The organism is Rhodopirellula halodulae, from assembly GCF_020966775.1.
Taxonomy (GTDB): domain Bacteria; phylum Planctomycetota; class Planctomycetia; order Pirellulales; family Pirellulaceae; genus Rhodopirellula; species Rhodopirellula halodulae.
This window is the reverse complement of sequence record NZ_JAJKFV010000009.1, coordinates 70,159-89,384: the sequence shown is the minus strand read 5'-3', so window position 1 is coordinate 89,384 and position 19,226 is coordinate 70,159. Positions and strand designations below refer to the sequence as shown.

The 19,226-nt window shown below is 56.9% G+C and carries 10 protein-coding genes and 1 tRNA gene; 5 read left to right on the top strand and 6 right to left on the bottom strand.

The features are described from left to right. The first annotated feature begins 116 nt into the window (after positions 1–116). Positions 117–3,098, top strand: coding sequence for a thioredoxin family protein (locus LOC70_RS06735; protein WP_230252723.1), 2,982 nt, complete (start codon positions 117–119; stop codon positions 3,096–3,098). Positions 3,099–3,274: 176 nt separating this feature from the next. Here the strand turns inward: LOC70_RS06735 and LOC70_RS06730 are convergent, their stop codons facing one another. Beyond that, complete coding sequence (locus LOC70_RS06730) at positions 3,275–4,627, bottom strand: Gfo/Idh/MocA family protein (protein ID WP_230252722.1); 1,353 nt, start codon at positions 4,625–4,627, stop codon at positions 3,275–3,277. Between the two features lie 313 nt (positions 4,628–4,940). Here LOC70_RS06730 and LOC70_RS06725 point away from each other — a divergent pair, with 313 nt between their 5' ends. Continuing rightward, the gene (locus tag LOC70_RS06725) at positions 4,941–5,939 is read left to right on the top strand and encodes a hypothetical protein (RefSeq protein ID WP_230252721.1); all 999 of its coding nucleotides are present in this window, start codon (positions 4,941–4,943) and stop codon (positions 5,937–5,939) included. A 1,143-nt stretch (positions 5,940–7,082) separates the two neighbouring features. On the opposite strand, the gene LOC70_RS06720 is transcribed toward LOC70_RS06725, so the two are convergent. The 5 genes from LOC70_RS06720 to LOC70_RS06700 form a co-directional block, all read right to left on the bottom strand. Then, positions 7,083–8,183 carry a hypothetical protein gene (locus LOC70_RS06720; RefSeq protein WP_230252987.1) on the bottom strand — a complete coding sequence of 367 codons (1,101 nt, stop codon included), beginning with the start codon at positions 8,181–8,183 and terminating at the stop codon, positions 7,083–7,085. A gap of 166 nt (positions 8,184–8,349) precedes the next feature. Then, positions 8,350–10,161 (bottom strand): hypothetical protein, encoded by a 1,812-nt coding sequence (locus tag LOC70_RS06715; RefSeq protein WP_230252986.1) that lies wholly within the window; start codon positions 10,159–10,161, stop codon positions 8,350–8,352. 131 nt (positions 10,162–10,292) lie between these two features. Continuing rightward, the gene (locus LOC70_RS06710) at positions 10,293–12,806 is read right to left on the bottom strand and encodes a polyketide synthase (RefSeq protein WP_230252720.1); all 2,514 of its coding nucleotides are present in this window, start codon (positions 12,804–12,806) and stop codon (positions 10,293–10,295) included. A 793-nt stretch (positions 12,807–13,599) separates the two neighbouring features. Then, the gene (locus LOC70_RS06705; protein WP_230252719.1) at positions 13,600–15,474 is read right to left on the bottom strand and encodes a proteasome accessory factor PafA2 family protein; all 1,875 of its coding nucleotides are present in this window, start codon (positions 15,472–15,474) and stop codon (positions 13,600–13,602) included. Beyond that, positions 15,471–15,728 carry a hypothetical protein gene (locus LOC70_RS06700; protein ID WP_230252717.1) on the bottom strand — a complete coding sequence of 86 codons (258 nt, stop codon included), beginning with the start codon at positions 15,726–15,728 and terminating at the stop codon, positions 15,471–15,473. Before LOC70_RS06700 ends, LOC70_RS06705 begins: the two co-directional genes overlap by 4 nt. A gap of 539 nt (positions 15,729–16,267) precedes the next feature. Between LOC70_RS06700 and LOC70_RS06695 the strand changes: the two genes are divergently transcribed. From LOC70_RS06695 to tgt, 3 genes are all read left to right on the top strand, one after another. Next, a tRNA-Thr gene (locus tag LOC70_RS06695) sits at positions 16,268–16,341 on the top strand. Between the two features lie 165 nt (positions 16,342–16,506). After that, on the top strand, positions 16,507–17,838 hold the full coding sequence (locus LOC70_RS06690) for a DNA-directed RNA polymerase subunit alpha C-terminal domain-containing protein (protein WP_230252715.1): 1,332 nt from the start codon (positions 16,507–16,509) through the stop codon (positions 17,836–17,838). A gap of 5 nt (positions 17,839–17,843) precedes the next feature. Further along, positions 17,844–18,968 carry a tRNA guanosine(34) transglycosylase Tgt gene (tgt, locus tag LOC70_RS06685; RefSeq protein WP_449314294.1) on the top strand — a complete coding sequence of 375 codons (1,125 nt, stop codon included), beginning with the start codon at positions 17,844–17,846 and terminating at the stop codon, positions 18,966–18,968. The last annotated feature ends 258 nt before the right edge of the window (positions 18,969–19,226 follow it).

Genomic DNA, 19,226 nt, shown 5'->3' with positions numbered 1-19,226 from the left:
TGATGGAGCAGCATCTGCCTTCGCGAAAACCGCCACGGAGCCGGCCAGCACCCCCTACAATCAACGGGAGCATATTGAAACTACTTTTCAGGCCGTCTCTGTCAAAGGAATTCGCGATGCGATGGAATCCAGTCTTGAAGCTGCCGTTCGTCCTTCCACTCCTTTTTGTGTCGTTCCTCTTCCCGAGTCAGGCACGCACGGATGAGTTACCGGACCCCGACTTTGACCAGCCCACCGAATTCGCCGGCACGGTGGTCGACCAAGCGGGCGAACCAGTTCCCAACGCGAAGGTCGAGATTCACTACTACGACGGAAAGAATCCGCTTCAGACGCAAGAGACACAGGCTGACTCCGAAGGGCAATTCCATTTCCGTGTGCTGGTTGGAAAGATCGGGTTTGAACGGACTTCCTTTCACGCACGAAGCCCAGACGGTTCTCAGCTGAGTTTCGACCGAATGGAGAAAGACGTGTCCAACCAGCGTCCCGTGCCCATTCAACTGCAGCTTGAAGAGGCGAAGACCGGAACGATTCGGGTCGTCGATCGCGAAAATCAACCGGTGGAAGAAGCCAAATTGTCGGTGCGGATTAACTCGGGTTTCAATATCAATGCATTCAACTCGGTTTCCCCCGGCCAGTACACGTTTTCTTATCCACCCTCAGATCGAATTCATTCGGTCCTGGCATGGAAGAACGGCCTGGGCGCGGACTATGAACTGTATGCGGTGCCCCGTGATCGGCGAAATGATCAAAACGCCAAAGCCCCCGAGTTTCCCGATAACGGTGCGACGCTCGAACTGGACGGTGCATCGTCCGTCACGATCAACGTCACTGACAGCGAAGGAAACCCGCTACCGGACGTGGATATCTATCCCTGGTTACTCTTTAAGGATTCTGAAAACGACACGATCAATCTCAGCTTCAGCAACTCGGCTTTTTCGGAGGTGACGGATGCCGATGGACGAGTGACATTCGAATGGATTCCGCGATGGCAGAAAAGGCCAATCACATATTGGCTCTCACGTGACGGCTTCGTCCAAACGAGAGCGAACCAAATGCGATTCGGGCCGGAAACCAATCTATCGGTCGTTATGACTCGCACCGTTCCGATTCGCGGCCGAGTTGTCGATGCCGAAGGAAAGCCCGCTGCCAACATCATGGTAAGAGCGCAGGGCCGAGGATATGCCATGGACGGCGGACGTGGCATCGACACGACCAAGCACGATGGAACGTTTGAGATGCAGGTGCCAGGTGAGCAGCTTTACTTGCTCACCGTCGACAACGAAACCTGGGTCAGCGACGGCGTTCCGACCTTTGTCGTCAACGACAATCAGCCAGTCGAAGGATTGGAGCTAACACTTCGCAAACCCACTTTGGTATCGGGACACATCACGGACGAAGTCACCGGCGAACCGGTCGGCAACGAACGAATGAGCTGCTACCTCTACGGCACGCCGTTGAATGAACTGGATGGCGTCAGCATCGCAAACCCCGACGACTCGAACCGTTATGTCCGGCCAATGATCTACTTCGCGGCCGAAACGGACGAAGACGGACGATACGAACTCAAGCTCGGCGATGGAACGTACAGCCTGCGTCCACCACAGCGCGGCAAGGCGGTCGAATTCAAGGTCGCGGGTGAATCAGAAAAACAAGTTGACGCGAGCATCGAAACGATTCAAAAGGTCGTGCTGCAAGGCATCGTCCGAAATGCACTGGACGGTACTCCCGTTCCCGGGGCGAAACTGGAGGGCGTCGCACGAGAATTCATTCGCACCGACTGGAAAGCCTCAACGGATCCGGCAGGCAAGTTCTCGGTCGAAACGGATGGAGCCGCTGCCTACATCCACGTCACCAACGAAGACGGACAGCTCGCATCCATCACCAAAATTGATGACCAAACAAAATCGGTTGAGATCGAACTTCACCCGGTCGGCTCCGCAAGAGGCGTGCTTTACCAGAGAGACTCCGACGAACCAGCGACGAACACGGTGATCAACTATGCCGTTAATGTTCCCGGAAAGAACAACCGTTCCTTCAGCCCTCGCTTCGGCGGCAAGGTGACCACGGACGACGAAGGCAAGTTCTTACTGGACAGCCTCACCGCGAACCAGGAATATTCGCTGAGTTTGGAGCGTGATTCGCAAGGTCGCAGCATGCGAGTTGGCACGGCATTCGTGGAACCTGGCGAAGCGGTCGACCTTGGCACGCTGAAGATACCGTCTCCACCAAAGCCGTACGTCCCACCCACGTTGGACGAACGCATCGAGCGAGCAATGGCGGTGGACGGAACGCCTTTGCAACGATTCGGCCGGGCGGTGCACCGGATTCAACGTTCCAAACAGATGCTGCTGATCGCAGTGGGAACAGTCGACGAGCCTCGATTGCATGACTTCATGCAGTGGCGGTACGAAGACAGCGACTACCGCAAAGTTCGCGACGACTACTTGGTGATGGCGATCAACACCGCGAGCGATGCCCAGAAGGAACAAGCACGCGAATTGCTAGATGAAATTGGAATCAAGAACATCGAACCTTCCATCGAGTTTTCATTGGTCCTCGTCGATGTGGAAGCCAAGCTGATCGAACATGCCTCCGGCGACGATTTCATCGTTGATGGAAAGCTCTCCAAATCGCATGTGATTGAGTGGCTCGATTCTTTCCGCCCCGATCCCATCGACGCAAACGAATTGTTCGCCGCGACGTTGGCAAAGGCCAAGAAACAGAACAAGCGTGTCATCGTCCAAGAAACCGCCACTTGGTGTGGCCCCTGTCACATGCTTTCCGATTTCTTAAGCGAGCACCGTGCCTGGGAAAAAGACTACCTGTGGGTGAAGATGGACCATCGCTACACCGGTGCGTATGAGTTGATGAAGGAACTGCGTGACGGGGCGGACGGCGGAATCCCGTGGTTCGCGATTGTCGATGCGGATGGCAATCGTTTGGTGACATCAAACCAAGGCGAAGGCGGCCGCAACATTGGCTTCCCGTCCAGCGAATCTGGTCAGCGGCACCTGAAACGCATGTTAATGCAAACCAAACTGACGATGACCGAAGACGAGATCACGTCGTTGGTGGATCAACTCAAAGAAGACGACTAGCTAGTGCCGAACGGTTGTCCCTGACTGTTCCGGTGTCCCCGGCGGATTCGCGAAAGGCCGACGATCTTGAATCGATCGTCGGCCTTGATGCAACCATGAAAAAAGCCCGAGAGTGGTCCCTCGGGCTTTCTTCTCTAAATCCAATGATGGCAGCGTTCATGCCGCCACGTTCAAACTCACGCGAATGGCGAGTATTTGCCTGGCGTTGGCGTTGGGTACTTTCCGTCTTCGCCTGGCACGGTTGGAGGAGTCGACTCGAGCGTGTACTCGTCGATGCCGGGGCAGAGGTCCTTGCCCTTTTCCATCAGCTCGTCCCATTTGACGACTTTGCCGGAGTAGCAAGCTTCGCGACCAAGGATGGCGCAGAAGGTTGACTTCGCACCGTACTCGCCCTCGTTGTAGATCTCGCCACGCATCAGAGCTTCGATCAAATCGTGTTGCTCTTGCTGGTGACCGTTCAAACGTTTGCCTTCGAACGACCAAGCGTTTTCACCTTTGATCTGGCCCGATGGGTTGGCCGAACCTTTGGTGCCCAGAGCGTACTCGGCAACGTGGTTCCAACCGCCGGCCAAGTGACGGCCTTGGCTGTGCATCTTGGTGCCGTCAGCAAAGGTGAACTCACAGAACGTGTGATCGAAGATCTGCGATTTGGTTGCGTCACCGCCCATGCGTTGTTCGCGACCGCCCATGCCGTTGCACTCGACGGGATATTCGCCTTTGACCCAGCAACCAACATCCAGGTTGTGGATGTGTTGCTCACAAATTTGGTCGCCACAGATCCAGTTGAAGTGGTACCAGTTGTTGCACTGGAATTGCATCTCGTTTTGATCGTCGCCTTTGTTGCGATACCAGATGCCTCCGCCGTTCCAGTAAACCTGTTGCGAGATCACGTCGCCGATCGCACCGTCGTGGATGCGTTCCACGCACTGCATGTAGTGTGGCTCGTGACGACGTTGCAACCCGATGCCGACCATCAAGTTCTTCTTCTTCGATTCTTCCACCGCTTTCAAGACGCGTTTGACACCCGGCGCGTCGGTTGCAACCGGCTTCTCCATGAAGATGTGGCGACCTTTGTTGACCGCGTACTCGAACTGTTGCGGTTTGAATCCGGGTGGCGTCGCGATCACAACCAAATCGCAATCGACGTCGATCGCAGCTTTGTAACCGTCCAGTCCGGTGAAGACGTTCTCTGGTGGCACGGCGACTTTGTCACCGTACTTGCGAGACAAACCTCGCAGTGAACCTTCGGCCTTGTTACCAAACGCGTCCGCAACCGCGACCAACTTCACGTTGCCTTTGGTTTGCATGATGTTGCTGGCAGCACCCGTTCCGCGGCCACCGCAACCGATGACGACGAATTTGATCACGTCGTCGCCAGCAGCGTGGGCGGTCGGAATCGAAACGCCAGCCAGCGAGGTGCCAGCCAAAGTGGTGCCGGCGATCAAGCCAGAATCCTTGAGGAACGAACGCCGGCTTGCGTCGATGGTGCGCGAGGCTTCGTTGGATACGGGTGGCTTCGACTGTGGCATTAGAAACTTCCTGTAGCAAAACGTGTTGGACGGGTCCCGATGGGGTCAGGACAACCGCATGAGGTTGGAAACAAGGTGGGAACCACGACGCTTGCCGCCCGCGAAATGGTTCTCGACCAGGCAGACTCCTCTTCGCCCGGACGCCAGTCAAAAGACGAGGGTCGGGCAAGCTGCGTCATTGGTGAACTGGATTATACCCGAGATGACGCCCACCTGTTCACGCAATGGCCGAGTTTGGACCTCGGGCACCGGGATTTATGGACTAAACTGAAGACAAACGGATCTTTCCTTCCAACGAGAACTGAGCACTGAAATGCGCCGCTTTCTGATCGCTTCGGCCTTCATTTTTGGTGTCTTCGCGCCGACAGCCGACGCCCAACGAGTCGTCGCACGCTATCGCAGCGTTGATGGCGCGGGATTTGGCTTTTATGGCCCCGCCTATCGTTCGTCGGCTTACCTGGCTCCCGCATTCGTCCCGGCCCCCGTTGCGGTGGTTCCGGTCGGGCCACCCGTTCGGCCCGGTCATTACCGCGATCCGTTGTATCGCTACCGCGGCGTTGTTCCGGTGGGGCCTCCCGTTCCATTTTGGCCCGTGCCGCCCGTCGCTGCCGTGCCACCGGTTCCTCCCGTCGTGGTTGCTCGGCCCGCCATTCCAGCCCCAGTTTTGAGCCCTGGCATCCAGATCAACACGCCTGGATTTCAGCTGAACATTCCTGCGGTGGAAGCTTATCCTTCCGAGCCCGTGATCTCGTCCTATCCACCACCGCCCGGCCCTGCGTTTGATGTCGCCAGCCAACTGGCGGAAGGCGTCGAGCGTTTGGCCGCGTCGTTGAACACCATCGACGACGGAGACATCTGGTGGGATTACCTGCAGATTGATGCGTTGCGGAACGTCAACGACAACCAACTGATTCGCGTCGACGGTTCGATGACTCCCGCCGCATCCGCCACCGTGGACGCAGCTTCCAATGCCTATCGAGGTGTGATGGCCCACGGCCAATTGGGACGCATCCGTCGCCTGGATGGTTTCTCGCAGACCCACGACGCATTGGTCGTCGTCTCGCAATCGCAGTCCATTGTTGAGGAAGCCTCCATCGTTGAGGAATCCGTCGACCCCGCGAACGAAGTTGCACCGAGCGCGACTCCCAACGAACCGACGTTGGCACCTTCACCGGATGAAGCCAGCGACGCAGACGATCGATTAGAACCGAAAGAAATGACTACCGACGGTGTGCAACCCGCCAGCCAAGTCGCGCCGGCAGATGAAGGCTCGATCGAAGAACTTCCCGCCCCACCCAAAATCAAAATTTGATTCCAGCGATTGGTAGCGAGAGTTTGAAGCCGACCGCCGGGCACGTTTTCCGAGACGTTTTGACGTTGCAAACGCACCAACGTCCAAACCCTCCAATCGCTCGAGCAACCCAGCAGCCGAACAGCGTTAGCTGCGGTTCCCACGCGACCGATCTCGCGAACGTCGCCAGCTACAAAAACTCACCAGCGGAAAAACCTCCCGCACCAATCCAACCAGCGTCCGGTGGAACCGGACCTACAGCTCGCCAACGTCAAAACCCTCCAATCGCTCGAGCAACCCAACAGCCGATCAGCGTTAGCTGCGGTTCCCACGCGGGAGATCTAGTGAGCGTCGCCAGTTAAAACAACTCACCAGCGGAGAAACCTTCCGCACCAACGCAACCAACGTCCGGTGGAACCGGACCTACAGCTCACCTACATCCAAACCGCTTAATCGCTCGAGCAACCCAGTAGCCGATCAGCGTTAGCTGCGGTTCCCACGCGGCCGATCTCGCGAACGTCGCCAGCTACAAAAACTCACCACCGGAAAAACCTTCCGCACCAACGCAACCAGCGTCCGGTGGAACCGGACCTACGGCTCACCAACGCCCAACCGCCCAATCGCTCGAGCAACCAAGCAGCCGAACAGCGTTAGCTGCGGTTCCCAGGCGGCCGATCTCGTGAGCGTCGCCGGTTTAACAAACGCACCACCGGAGAAACCTCCCGCACCAACCCAACCAGCGTCCGGTGGAACCGGACCTACAGCTCACCAACGTCCAAACCGCCCAACCGCTCGAGCAACCAAACAGCCGAACAGCGTTAGCTGCGGTTCCCACGCGGAAGATCTCGTGGGCGTCGCCGGTTAAAAAAACTCACCAGCGGAAAAACCTCCCGCACCAACCCAACCAACGTCCGGTGGAACCGGACCTACAGCTCACCTACATCCAAACCGCTTAATCGCTCGAGCAACCAAGCAGCCGAACAGCGTTAGCTGCGGTTCCCACGCGGGAGATCTCGAGAGCGTCGCCAGCTAAGAAACTCACCACCGGAAAAACCTCCCGCACCATCCCAACCAACGTCCGGTGGAACCGGACCTACGGCTCACCAGTCCGGTGGAACCGGACCTACGGTGATGGTGCGACCCAACTAACGTGACGACGGATCGTTATTTTTGCGTTGCCAATTTTCGGAAATAGGCCTCGATGGCTTCCCGATAGTGCGTCGGCAGGTCACGACTGATTTGTTGCAGCGACTCTTGACGTTCGGCGGGAGGCAAATTGCCCCATCCATTTTGGTCGTCGATCTTTTTGCGATCCACATCGCCTTGACCATTGGCACCCGCGATCCGACTGTCGTCCATCGGTGATGCTTGGCCATCGCTTCGGCCACCGTTTCCGCTGGCACTTTGTTGTTGCTGCTGTTGTTGTTGCTGCTTCTGCTGTTCCTCTTCGATCTTGTCGATCAACTTTGTCAACTTGTCGACAATTTCTTGCTCACGTTCCTGAGTCGTCTCGTCGGCTCGCCCCAAATCCAAACGTCGTGTGACGTCCGTCATCAACCGCGAGATTTCGTCCAATGAATCCTTCTTCAACGGCTTGATGTCCGCAACCATCATCTCGGCGGTACGAGCGTACCGGGCCGGGATCTCATCCTTGCGTTGCAACAAACGTCGCAAGTCCGCCAAGGCATCTTTAATTTTCAACTGAGCGTGATAGCACGCACCGCGATAGAAAAGCAGTGTGGCTGCATCCGGGCACACCGCCGGATCCACCTCCGCGAAAATCGGCAGTGCTTCGTCGTAGTACCGAGCCCGCACCAATTCACGACCGATCCATGTCCGCAACGCCGAACGCATTTCCGCTGGCATCGATTCCACGATCGCGTAATCCGGTCCCGTTGGATCCATCGCCTGGGCGGTGGTCAACAAATCGGCATCCAATCGTTTGACTAGATCAGCCAACACATCGAACTGTTGCGACGCCGATTCGACCCACGCATTGAGAGGTTCCAAGTCATCTCGCTGGACACCGATCAAAAACTGTTCAGCCGCGACATCCATCGAATCCGGGGCGACGCCCAAACGATCCAGTGCGGCGCGGAGTTGTTTCGCCATCGCTTCCGAATCACGCAGCGGCCAATCCGCATTGCTTTTCAGTGCATCGGATCCTTCCCCATCGAGCCCCGTGTTGGGTCCCAACGGCTGGGCCTCCGATTCAGGAATCACTTGGACCGATTCGTTGCTGCCCAATCGAATGGTTTCGCTCATGGATCCGGCGGCATCCGCGTGAACCGATGAAACGGTCCCGAGGCTTGCGGTCGCCAAACCGGCGGCAAAACCGAACGTTCCCAGCGTGGCGGCAAACCGCCCTCGCGCAGCAGCGAAACGAATTCTCATCAGCAATGATCCCCAAAAGGTCGCGGGAGGATGTCCCTCATTTGTTCCGCTCGGTCACCAAATCACGTGTGATCTGATAGAGCCTATCTTGTCTTTGCGACAAATCGCGGAGCAGTGGCAAGACGTCTTCTGCAGAAGACTCTTGCTCTTCGATCAAACTAGCATAGCGGTCCGTGGAGCCTTGGATGCGAGTTTGCATCGTTCGAATCAATTTTAGCTCCGCGAGCTTCTGGACAAGCGGTTCCTCGCCAGAACCCGACGGTTGCCCCCCACCATCGCCCTGTTGTTCCTGTTGTTTCTTTTTTTCCAGGTCACGCTGAGCCTTGGCTAACGCCGCAATCATCTCCTCCAAAGCCGCCAAGATGTCGTTTTGAATGCCCTGCGTGACCAAATCGATTTTGCTCTGCCCCAAACGCGTCGCCACTCGCACGGTGTCCTCACGCAACTGCGAAACGACTTCGGGGAACGCGACACTTGAGCCTTCTTCGCGGAGCAGCAACATGGCTCGGTCCGCTTCCAACGTGATTTTTTGTTCTTCAAAAGCCAAATCGCCCGCTTTCAAATCGGTCGCACGGTTGCGTTGCACGGCGGGAGTCTTCGCGAGCTGGACCGTTTGATCCAACACCGCCGCCTGCATGGTTGCCATCTTTCGCAACCGAGCCTCCAACTTGGCCAGTTCACGCTCCATCTCTTCTTCGCGAAGTTGGCGAAGGATTTTTTCTAAACGATCGATCGCTTGTCGAAGCTCTTCTTCGGCTTGCCGCTGTTGCTCGGTGGCTTCTTGGCGTTCGTTCTGTGCCAACTTCTGCTGAGCTTGTTTCATTCGCTCAATCGCGCGTTGCAATTGCTCTTCCGCCTGCTGCTGAGGCGAAGGAGGAGTTTGCGGCGGTTGCGACTGCGACTGTTCACCAGACTGCGATTGGCTGCTTTGTTGCGACTCGCTTTGTTGGGATTCGCCCTGCTGCGACTCGCTTTGCTGAGATTCACTCTGCTGCGACTCACCCTGTTGCGATTCGGATGATTGTGACTCCGACGACTCAGACTCCGATTCCGATTCGCTCTGCTCACCCGACTGCTGATCCGACGACTGCGATTCGTTCTCTGATTCTGACTTGCTGCCGTTGGGCATCCCTTCTTCGTTCGAGCTAGTATCCTTCATCGACTCGTCGGACGATTCCGATTTTTGATCGCCAGAAGATTCCGGCTTGGATGATTCCTTTTCGGAAGGCTCGCCTTTGGAAGCCTGCCCCTCGGACGATTCCTGCTGCGATTCACTCTCGCCCGACTCGGACTCTTCGCCGTCGCTGTTCTCGTCCTCGAGTTCCTTTCGCAACTCTTCCGCTCGTTCGGCAATCGCTTCCTGTTCCTTCTGGACTTCGCTCATCTCGACACCATTTTCGGTACGAGCCCGAACGCTGCGTTCGTTGCGTTCCGTCAGGCGAAGTTGTTTGATCAACTCCGAGATCCGTTTCTTCTCGTCGCGAATGCGAGTGCTGCGGTCTTCGCTCATCAGTAACTGAAGGATCGACTGCAATTCCTTCGTCGCGGATTTCTGGTCGGTCATCGCTTTGGACAATTGACCGTCTTCGATCATCGATCCGGCGTCACGAAGCTTCTCCAACACGAATCGCTCGCGTGACTGTTTGGCGACGCGGCGCAGCAACGCCGATCGCTCTGGATTCTCGCGAGCCTCCATGTCCGCCAATCGCAGCAGCAATTCTTCCAACCGCTCGTAACGTTTGGCGACACCGGCCTGTCTCGACGCGAGCGTGGCAACTTGATCATCGTTTGAAGACTGAGCCGGCAATCGACTGGACATCGAGAACAAACAACCCAACGCAACGAACATCGCCGCCAACGTGCGGAGGATGGTTTTGCATTCGGTTGACTTTCTCATCGCTCTCTCACTTCGCGTGGACAGATCACTCGCGGTGTCAATTCACTCCAGCCGCCCGCCCGGCTGACAAACGTCGAACCTTCCTACTTGAACAAATCCTGGACCTGCTGGTTTCGCGTCTCCTCCGTTTCCTCGATCAATTCTTCCTGATCGCTGATCAAGCCACGGACCAAATCCAGAATTTCGTTGAAACTTTCTAGGTCAAGCATTTTTTCCAAGACAGCGGACAGCGAAAGCAACACTTCATCGGTCGTCGCAATCGCGTCATTCGCTGCGGTCGTCATGTCAGCCACCGAGTCACCGTTGCTTCCCGCGGAATCCCCCGACTCGCCTTCGGACATCAAAATCCGTTCCATCGAAGTGATTTGACGCTTCAACCTCGGCAAGGGTTCCGTCACCACCGCCGACAAGGGATCTCGCACGCCCGTTTCCAACCGCTCGCGTCGGTCGACGGAATCCACTCGGTTTTGAATCATCTCCAACAGCAGATCTTCGAGCCCAACCACGATGCCGGCCAACTCCTCGGTTGATTTGCTGGCCTGCAATTCGGCTTGGCGAATCCGCAACTGCACGCGTTGCCGAGCCCGCAATTCGTCTTCGTCGCCATTCGACGATTCATTTTCCGAAGCGTCGTCCGACTCACCACCATCGCCGGCATCCGCGTCTTCTTTCAACACATTCAGTGCATCGCTCTGCACAGCCACCAAACTCTGACGCAACCGTCGCGTCTCATCGATGGCTTGTTCCAACCGCGAACGGAACTCCAGTTCCCGACGTTCCAACGTGGCCAACAAAGTCTCTGGCGTCACGACTTCCAACCGTACCACTTCCCCACGAACAACATGGGGTTCGGCCAAGTCGAATCGGTCCTTCGCTGTAGTGAAGATCTGCAAACTCGCCCCGGGCTCGGGTGCCGGAATGGTCCCGTCGTCGGCCAAGTCTCTCAGGTCAAACGTCCATTCCGAATTCCCATCGCGATCGAGCTCCGGTGCAACGGTGTGTTGCTTCATCGCGGCCTCCTCATCGCCGGTCGTATCTGAATCGCTTCCGTCGCTGGCTGCACGCAACGCCATCGTCAGGCTCAACGATTCCACGCCGTAGTCATCCTTCGCGGTGGCTTGGATGGGCAAAATCGCAATTGGAGTGATGGACGAACCGATGCCTTTCATCGACATGGTCGTCTCGGGAACTTGGTCGCGAACGACGCCAATGAAATAGCGGTACGAAGCTTGGGCGGAGATCCCGGTCTCATCACGCGGCACCAAGCGGACCGACGTGGGTTCTCTCAGATCGTTCACCGACCATTCGAACGACATGCGATCATCTGAAATGCGCACCGAAGGCATCGCCGGTTCCGATTGATCCTCACGATCGGTTCCATCACCAACGACTTCGCTGCTCGGCAAATTCGCGGCGGTTTGATCAGAACTGGTGGAAACGTCCACCGCCCCCAGCGGCTTGCTGCTGGTGCCACGCAGGGTCAACGAACTGCCTTCGCGAATTCGGAATCCGGCTTGATAAGCCAGCACTTGATCCTCCGAATTCGGATCGGCCCCACCGGCGTCAAAGATCCGCAGGTAATTCGGATAGCGGATTGCCAATTCCATTTCCGCGATCGCCGGGGGATCCACCGCTTCGATTCGATAATCCAGCAAACGATCGTCCAAACCGCGAATGGTCATCGTCACGGATTCCGCCAGCGATGTCAGTGGCGGACCATCCAAGACAAACGACTGATAACCGTCTTGGACTCGTCCCACGCGACGCAAATTGCTTTGACCTCGATTGCCAGCGTCGTCCACGTAAGACACCGTGCAAACATCGGGAACGATGTGGCCGAGTTCTTCCGTGGCCGCACGGATTCGCAAAGTCGTGCTGCTGCCGCGAGCCAATCGCAACGTCTTGTCTTCAAAGGTGAGAAGCTCGGTTGTCACTTCTTCTGTTTCATCGGCGGTGATGATCGGTGACTCAATGCCGACCATTTCGAGCGCGGCTTTGCGAGGCCAAGGCGAATCCGACAACAGCGACAATCGCCCAATGGCACGAGCAAACGTTTGCGGACTGGCGACCGCCATCACCAACGCCGCCAACAACAACGGCACGACCAACATCAACTTCCGACGAATCGGTTCCCACCGGAACACGCGTCCGAACTCGACTTGATCCACCGCCGCAGCGGCTTCTTCGTGAACACGACGCAACAACACAGGACTGTGCGAATCGTGTTGTCGGTTTTGCTCGGTCAGTTGCACCGCGGTCACCAAACGACCGCCCAAATTTGGATGATGCCGTTCGATTAGCAATGCCAATGAGTCATCCGGCAACTCACGTCGCAACCGGCCAAACAACCATTTGGAAAGAATCGCGGCGACCAAGATCGCGACCACGACCAACACGACGGCTCGCGCCGAACGAGGCATCTCGCTGCCGCCGATCCGGACGGGCAAATAGTCCACGGCCAGTGCGATCCAAAAGACCACCAGCACCAGCGCCGCGATCGCGAGCAGTGAATCCCAAACAATGTAGCGCCGCACCCGGTCTCGCAATCGCGACAACAATTCGCGAAGCCCCGGATCCAACGATTCAGAACGACCCATCCGATTTCCAATTCGATACAAGCGTGTGTCCGTCACGCCATCCTACCAACGAACCGCACCCCAGCCTATCTGATTCGCCTCAGCGAAGGTGCCACCACGTGGTTTTGGCCAACCAGCCCGCAAGCAATGTCTAATCGCAAGCAATGTCCCCCCGCATGGCAACTCATCTCCAAGCAAATTAATTGAACTCCCAACCAACCAAGTAGCCGATCGGCGTTAGCCGCGGTTGCCAGGTTGCCTTGAAGGCGACTCATTTTCTCCGAAAGACACACGCACACCAAAAACCGAACACCACCCCGCCAACACAAACGTCCGGTGGAACCGGACCTACACGCCCACGGCATTTCGACACCGCAAAACGCACCGCCCTCGCAAGCCAATCCAATTTCCCAACCAACGAAGTAGCCGATCGGCGTTAGCCGCGGTTGCCAGGTTGCCCTGAAGGCGACTCATTCTCACCGAAAGACACACGCACACCAAAAATCGAACACCACTCCGCCAACACAAACGTCCGGTGGAACCGGACCTACACGCCAACATCAAGCAAACAAACCAAAACACATCCCCCTGGCAAACCAACCAAACGCCCCGAGCGACCAAGTAGCCGATCGGCGTTAGCCGCGGTTGCCACACAATCTCTCGAGCAACCACCAATCTCCAACAACGCTCGCCCCACCAAAGCCCCCCAACCAAAACATCGCACGCCACCCCAATCTGCATCAGCTCGAAACACGCCGGCCCGCGCTCGACCACGGAATGGTCCGCGACATTCTCTATTCACACGAGACTTCAATCACGCGTTTGCGGGTCCGCGTTTGTCTGCCTCTCGGAACACCACCGTCCGGACGGCTTGATCCTGATTCACCAACGCTCGGTCCCAATCCGTTCGCATCACCGGACGTCCCTCGGCAGACGCCTCTCCCGAGAACTCGCGAATCATCCAACCTCGATGTGCCGCGGGCGAATCCGCCGGTGCGTTTCTTCGCCGCAGAGTCACGTCGCCCCGATGGATCAACTCTCGCTCTTGATGATCTTCCATGAACCGAGCGAAGTAACCTTCTTCCGACAACTCGTGATAACGCAAATCAATCTTCTTCCGAATGGTCCATGACGCCGACTCGCCAGGCGTTTCGCCAACCGCTTGATCGATCATCCAACGCTTGCCCAACCAATCGATTCGGCCCAGCCCCTGCGAGGTCTGATGACCATCTTTTCGGAATTGCCGAACCAAACGAATCGACTCGGCCCAGTGTTGCAACGCACGCTCAGCCTCGTCCCATTCCGATGCACGTTTGGTCGTGGACTGTTGCTTGCGAACGAACGCCTCCGCGGCGCGATAGTACTTGGTCTGCAACTCCAGCGATGTCATCTCACCATGAGTGGTGGGGACGCGCCGCAACAGATTCCAATCGCGGTTGAAAACATGCAACGCTCGAATGGGACGTCGCAATCGCGGCAGATCCCGAGTTTCCTTCGACTCGATCATGTCCAACACCAACGCCACGCTGCCAATCTTGGCCCACTGCGCCAGATCACTCAGGTTGGAATCCGACAAACCAATTTGCAGACGTTGTCGTTGCTTCAGAAGATGACGAGTCTCAGCAATCGAACGCCACGATCGACCGCACAGCTTGGTCAACCAATGACCATAAACAAAGATCGGACGTTCACCGCTGAAGCCACCAATGTCCGTCACTCGATCCACACCGAAAGCTTTGCCCGACAGGAAAAAACATCCATCGTGGTCCAAGTGCCCGGTACCCATGATGGCGATTCGCGAAACTAACAATCCCGTCAGGTATCGACGTTGGGCACGAAAGGCGAAATGCGATCCCACCACACGCAAACCAAACACGAGCGGCAAATGCAAGATCCGCATCAACGTGATCGACAACCATTGAAACCAACGCGGCAAAGCCACAAAGCTTTCTTCTGAATCGCTCTCGCATTCGTCCAACCATTCATCGTCATCCGTGAACGAATCAACGCGTTGATCCTCATCCGATTCAACGGCTGGATTTGTTTGCTCGTTGATGCCACGTCGCAAACGAAGGTTGCTCAGCCCGCGTTGCAACATCGACGCCACCACGATGCTGGCGACCACCGGGATCGACAACAAAACGCAGATGACCTGCATCGCCCACAAACAAACGATGGCCAATCGGTACGCCACCAGTCCCAGCCCGCTGGCGACGTCCGTTTCATAGTTTTCTTGACAGCCGTACAAATGCCCGGCCGCATCGCAACTGTTCTTCAGCACTCTCAAGCGGTGAACACTTTGTCCACGTTCAAAATGGACTTCGCCGCTCGCTTCTCGCATGATCTCATCGATCGCGCGTTGACACGCCACCAAGTCGCTCGGACGCAGCACCTCCGGCGTGGCCATTTCGACCAATCCGCCGGGTTCATCGCGAAACGACAGATGCGTTTCCAGATTCAATGCCGACCCGTTGGCAAAGAACCGGCGGTCCCCACCATCCAATCCTTCCACCGCTGGCATCTGGCGACAAATAGCGTCTCGCAACGCAACGTATACCTCGCGAGCCGACACCTGAGATTGAACACCGCCGTCCAACGGTTCAACGAACGTCGCGAATTCCGTTTCCATGCCCATCAATCGACGGCACAAACGCTGTCGAATCGCCAATCTCGCGGCCGGTGAGCTCATTCGCCGTCGTGATGTGTGTTGGCTCGATGGATGTAAATCGCGGCATCCGTTTTCGCGTCTTCCCCAATCAAAGCTGACAAACGCGTCAATGCTGACAAACGCTCCAAATCGAGCGGCGTGGAAGATGCCCCACCGGATTGCGGTGCGGCAGAATCGAACTTCGCAGGTTCGCCTTGATGATCGACTGGCGTCCCTGGCGAGTCCTTCACAAGACAAGCTTGTGGACAATCGTTCGAGCTATTCGTCATCTTCATGTCGAACGTCCTTCCATTGCAACAATGTGTTCCGAGCGAATTTGAGAGACCATTCAGGCTCGCCACATCAGCGAGCGTCACTCTCATGTGTTGGTGAACCCAGCGAGGCCCCGTCCGGCACCCCTCGATGCAAACGACACTCCGATTTCCAGCCGAAATCGCATTGGCTGGACGCTCACTGGTCCGTCCACCGGGTCCGGCTCCGCCCTTTCGTCGAACTTCAACTCGACGAGTGTCATCATTCTAACACCCCCCATCGCGGTTGCATGCCCCCGAAAAGCCGGAATGCGCCCCCACAGGCTCGATTGTGGTGTCAGCAATTCTGACGCCAACGGCCATTCGCAAAATCAGCCGGGCAGAATTCTTTTGAATTCTTTCTGAAGCAATCAAAAATTTTTCCGACCGAACCAAATTTTTTGAGGAATTTTTTCGTGCCTCCCGTCGCTGGCGTCCCGCGGGAACTCGTTTGCACCGGGAATTGCCGGGCCGCGACGGCCCTTGACGTTTTGGCACAAAGACACGTATTCTCTGGAAAAGTCGCCAGCGTAGCTTCAATTGGCAGAGCATCGCATTCGTAATGCGAGGGTTGCCGGTTCAAATCCGGCCGCTGGCTTTGAAAGGCAGAAAAATTTTTTTTGCCCACGATGCTCGAATCCGCGAATGGGCGAGCATCAATCCTCTGCGACAGCCGCAACGCAGACCACACGCCACCTGACTCTTTTCCCACCATTTCGGACCGCTGGGCGAGCGAACCGAATCTACCCCGGACGAATCGAAGATGAGCGAAGTCGAACTCGAAGTTCTCGACCTGAAGCAAATGGTTCTGGCGAGCAACTCGTTCGGCCCCAGCGACGTGGCCGAGATCCGCAAAGCCATCACCGAAAACTACGGTCACTTTGGTGAGCTTCGTGACGCCGTCAACGAAATGGAACAAGACGACGCGTTGACGCCCGCCGGCAAAACCAAAATGGGCGTTTGCCAGTTCCTGTTGGGACGTTTCAAAGACGCCTCGGAAACCCTTTCGGCAGCCGACGGCAGCGCGATGGCGTTGTTCTATCACGCTCGTTGCCAATTCGAATTGTCGAACTTCGACGGTGCCATCGAGGGCTACGACAAAGCCAAGACTTCTGGCTACAACGAAGACCAGTGCAAGATTGGCATCGCGGAAGCCAAACGCTACCAAGGCAAAATCGAGGAGGCGATGGCCATCCTCGACGACATCTTCGGCCCCGCTGAACAAACCGCGGACTACATGTACCAACGTGCCGCCACAGCCGCTCAAATCGGTGGTCGCATGGAAGAAGCCATCAACTTGTACCAACGTGCGGTTTCGACCGACGAAAACCACGCGGGTGCCCTGTTCGGGTTGGCATTGGAAAACGACCGTTTGGGCAACGATGACGAAGCGTTGAAGCTTTACGAACGTGCGGCCAAGGCATTCCCGACCGGCATCGGTGCCCTGATCAACTTGGGCGTGATGTACGAGGACAACGGCCAGTACGACAAGGCTCAAGCCTGTTACAAACGAATTCTGGACTGCCATCCCGACCACCCTCGTACGCAGTTGTACATGAAGGACGCCTCGGCGACCGGCAACATGCTGTACGACGAGGAAGCTCAACGTCGCAACGATCGCTTGGCACAAACGCTGAACATGCCCGTTTCGAACTTTGAACTCAGTGTTCGAAGCCGCAACTGCTTGCAAAAGATGGGCATCGAAACGATCGGCGACCTGACTCGCCACAGCGAGCAAGAGTTGCTGTCCAGCAAGAACTTCGGCGAGACCAGCCTCATCGAAATTCGCGAGATGCTGTCGCAAAAAGGCCTCTCGCTTGGCCAATTCGCTGGCGAAAAGAAATCAAACGACCCACCAGTCGACACGTCGCACATGTCACCGGACGAGCAAGCGTTGCTGGAACGCCCGATCAGCGACCTGAACCTGTCGGTTCGTGCCCGCAAGTGCATGACTCGTTTGCAGATCAACTCGATCGGCGAACTGATTCGCAAAACCGGCGACGACATGCTGGAGTGCAAAAACTTCGGTGTGACCAGTTTGAACGAAGTCCGCGAAAAGCTGGCTGACCTTGGACTGAAGATGCGGGGCGACTGACCCGCTTGTTCCGCTATGAATTGATCGGCACCGATGGCGGTGCCCGACGTGGCGTTTTCCACACGCCCCAAGGACCTGTTCGCACCCCCGGCTTCATGCCGGTGGGTACGCTTGGAACGGTCAAAGGCCTGACGATCGATCAAGTCGCCGCCACGGGCGCGGACATGATTTTGGGCAACACGTATCACCTGCGGCTTCGCCCGGGACACGAAACCGTCGCGGCCCTCGGTGGCTTGCACAAGATGTGTGGCTGGGACGGGCCGATCCTGACCGACTCCGGTGGCTTCCAAGTGTTCTCGCTGGGCGCGATCAACAAAGTCACCGAACACGCGGCGACGTTCCGTTCGCACATCGATGGTGCGAAGATCGAGCTTACGCCCGAACACTCGATCGAGATTCAACAAGCTCTCGGTAGCGACGTGGCGATGGTGCTGGATCACGTGATCGCTTTGCCCGCGCCGATGACGCAAGTCGAAGACGCACTGGCTCGATCCATCCGCTGGGCAGCCCGCTGCCGCGAAGCCGCTGACCGCGAGGACCAAGCGCTTTTCGCCATCGTCCAAGGTGGTCTGGACAGAACACTTCGCCAGCAGTGTGCGACCGAATTGGCGGCGATGCCCTTTGAAGGTTACGCGGTTGGCGGACTGTCCGTTGGCGAACCGCCCGAGGACATGTACACCACGACTGGTTTCACCACGCCGCACTTGCCCGCCGATAAACCTCGCTACCTGATGGGCGTCGGAACACCGCGTGACCTGCTCGAAAACATCGCTCGCGGGATCGACCTGTTCGATTGCGTGATGCCAACCCGGAACGGTCGCAACGCACTCGCGTTCACCGATGAAGGCGCCATCAAACTACGCAACGCGGTCCACAAACTCGATACGCGACCGCTGATGGAAGACTGCCCGTGCTTGGCGTGCAGACACAGTCGAGGTTACCTGCGTCATTTGTTTGTTGCCGGCGAAATGCTCGGCCCAATTTTGTTGTCCCATCACAACCTGATGTACTACGGTCGATTGATGCAACAAACACGAGACGCCATCGAAGCTGGCCAATTCGAGAGTTTCAAAAACGCCAAACTCGCTGGCTGGGGTCACGAGCCTTTTCAAGAAACCGCTTCCTCCTGAAGGAAGCCTCTCAGCCAGCCACGCCGTTCGTCGCAGGTTCCACCCGAAGCTCGTTAGCACAAACGTCCGGTGGAACCGGACCTACGCGACAACTCCAATTGGACACCCCAAAAAACACCGCCCTAGCAAACGCGGCCAACACCCCAAGCAACCAAGTAGCCGAACGGCATTGGCCGCGGTTGCCACCTCATCACGAGCAATTCAAACCACCGCGGCCGCTCAAACCTCGCCGAAATCCCCCCCCAGCGGACCACGGAG